Origin of the sequence: Vibrio sp. V30_P3S12P165 (assembly GCF_009904905.1) — a bacterium.
Classification (GTDB): Bacteria; Pseudomonadota; Gammaproteobacteria; order Enterobacterales; family Vibrionaceae; genus Vibrio; species Vibrio fujianensis.
Genome location: NZ_WXWH01000064.1, coordinates 1 through 2608, shown reverse-complemented (window position 1 = coordinate 2608; position 2608 = coordinate 1). Strand labels below are relative to the sequence as shown.

General features: G+C 40.6%; 3 protein-coding genes. 2 read left to right on the top strand and 1 reads right to left on the bottom strand.

From position 1 onward, the window contains the following. Positions 1–490 precede the first annotated feature (490 nt). Positions 491–1030: a hypothetical protein gene (locus CAG57_RS12810; protein WP_158137405.1), complete on the top strand. Its 540-nt coding sequence runs from the start codon at positions 491–493 to the stop codon at positions 1028–1030. A gap of 138 nt (positions 1031–1168) precedes the next feature. Next, a complete protein-coding gene (locus CAG57_RS12800; RefSeq protein WP_099609979.1) occupies positions 1169–1555 on the top strand; it encodes a hypothetical protein in 387 nt (128 codons plus the stop codon). Between the two features lie 693 nt (positions 1556–2248). Here the strand turns inward: CAG57_RS12800 and CAG57_RS12795 are convergent. Further along, positions 2249–2608, bottom strand: a 360-nt coding sequence (locus CAG57_RS12795; protein WP_161439533.1) for an ISAs1 family transposase, incomplete at its 5' end; no start/stop codon positions are given.

The following is a 2608-nucleotide window of genomic DNA, read 5'->3' as shown; positions in this document are numbered from 1 at the left end:
CCCCTTAATGCGGCGTTATGTAACCGTAAAGAAAAAAGACCACAATGCATTGAAAAGTAGATGTTTTTTATGATTGATCTAATTTCAATGTCGATTTTCTCTGAGTGGGTTTTGTGCATGTTGATTTAGCTTTCGGCTTCTTTGTTCTTCGAGTTTTCCGTTTTTTCTTAATGGTAAAGTGGGTTTGCGATAAGTTTAGTGGTAGTCATTTTTTTCTTTGAACTAGGGCTCGCAGTTTCGTCGTTGCCACGCAAATTCTACTGGGTTACTGCTAACTTTTCATGTAAGTTAAACGATATTTGGCAATGTTTTTCTTTGTAATGCTTTGAAATGGTTAGCAAAGTTACATAACAAAGCATTAAAGAGGGACAGTCAACGCTTGGCAGTTTTGGTTTGGTTGAGCATTTAAGGTTACGGTTGGTTAATTTGAGCGCAGTTGTTTGCGTTGCCTGCCCCTTAATGCGGCGTTATACATTTTGGGAGTACATCTGTGATCATTAGATCAAATATCCAAGGTGGTGGTGAGTTACATGACTTTGGGGTCGGATATTTAATAGGTGTCTTAGAGTCGCTGGATAATTCATTGATTCCTATCCATACAGCAATTGAAAACTCGAGTATATGGGAAGTTGAGAGTTATTGTGAACATGGGGAATATTTAATTGGAGTGGGTTTCTGCGTTATGCAAAGATATCTGTTTGACGTACTTCAAGATATAGAAATAGATCCTGGTCTGGCTAGAGATTTAGGACCCAAAAGTAATAATGGTGTAGCGGTAGCAAGATTGATTCATTCGGCTGCGAATTATTGGAAACATGCACCTGAGTGGCATATGTGGCTTCAAGAGTTAAAACCAAATTCGCAGAAGACGATCGATGAAGTCTTACATACTAGAGATTCTGCTCATTATCCATTGTCTGATTTGCTCGCTGATTTATGCTGCAAAAACAGTGTGCTATTAGTAAATTGCCTCCCTTATCTCGTAGAGTGGAGGAAAGCGATTTATGACTACATTGAAAAAAATGTATAACAAACGCTTCAAGAGGGACTTCCAACGCGTGGCATTTTTATTGTGCGTTGATTTCGGTGGTTACGGTGTTATGCGGAAACTTGGTAGTAGCGTTGTCAGCCCCTTAAGCGGGCGTTAGGCTACTCAGGAGATTTGAACTTGAAAACGGTTTTTGTTTGTCTAACCATGCTGTTTGTTTCTTTGTTTGTATATGCAGCAAATGTTCCTAGTTTGCAGGGACATTATGAGCGATATTATAATGGTCAATTAGATACTAACGCTGCCTTTATTGATTTAACTAGGGTGGATTCGAGCGAATACAAACTCTCAGGGACATCGGTTTGGGTTGGTGATTCTTCCTCTGGCTTTATAAATATTGGAGAAATCGATGGTGTCGTAACCTTTAATGGAAATCAAATAAATTATGATGTCGACGGTTGTACTCTTAAAATTTTATTAAACCAGAATATACTCGTAGTCAGCAACGATAATGGATGTGGTGGGTTAAATGTTTCCTTCAATGGTACATACGTGAAAGAACAGTAGAATCAATAGCCTAACAAAGCATTTAAGAGGGACAATCAACGCGTGGCACTTTTGGTTTATGTGATCATTTGAGGTTACGGCTGGCTAGTTTGAGTGCAGTTGTTAGCGTTGCTTGCCCCTTAATGCGGCGTTAGTTGCCAGCGGTATAAACGAAGCTAAGTCAGAAAATTTAGGGCTAATGAAATTTTCAGTTTTGCTCGATTTTGTCTGGATGTGGTTTGCTGAAGTTGTGTTCGATTTTGAATGTTGTGGTTTTGTTTTGCCGTTTCAGACGCTCATTCACTTGTTGAAAGTCAGCTTTGTGACATTATCTTTCCCAAAGGTCTTGTTGGTGTTTTTGGCCGGTTTTCTACGGCGTTGCTAGTTCCAAGTGGTTTCAGTGACAGGCGCTTTGAAACTGCGCCTGAATTGAGTCTTTCAACGTGCTGAAAAACGGCGTTGGCAAAGTGAAAACAAACTGGAAATCAGAGGTTTAGAATGGCAACTAACAAAGCGTTTAAGGCAGATTCGCAACGCTCGGCATTTTCAGTTTGCTTTGAATTTAGTGTTTACGGCACAATGGTTTAGGTTGGGTGGCAATGTTGCTCACTACTTAACGCAGCGTTATGTGAAAGGAGTAAAATGTGAGCTCTGTTAATATTAAAAATATAGTTTTTGATATCGGTAATGTTGTCAGGGCGTCCGCATGAATGGTTAGAATTTAGCCGCCAACTTAAATCCAGCTAACAAGACTTGCTCCAAGAAGCCGGGGTTCATCATGCAACGCTTCTGCTTCATTGGCACACTAATTTTGGTTGGCTCAGCTCTTAGCATGTTAAGCGCCATGTGTCTTAACCCTGCCAAGTTTTCAGCTGCGTTTTCTCGGTAAATCTGACAAGCATCTTCCCGCATGCTCACATCTAAAATCCAATGCATTGACTCAATGCCCCAGTGGGCTCGAATAGCATTTCCAGCTTGCTCCGGAGTCAGGTCAGCTGAACTTATGTAGTAGCGGTACTCCAACACTGGTGCTTTGCCTTTTGCGGCTCGGTAATTTTCAACCATGACTATACT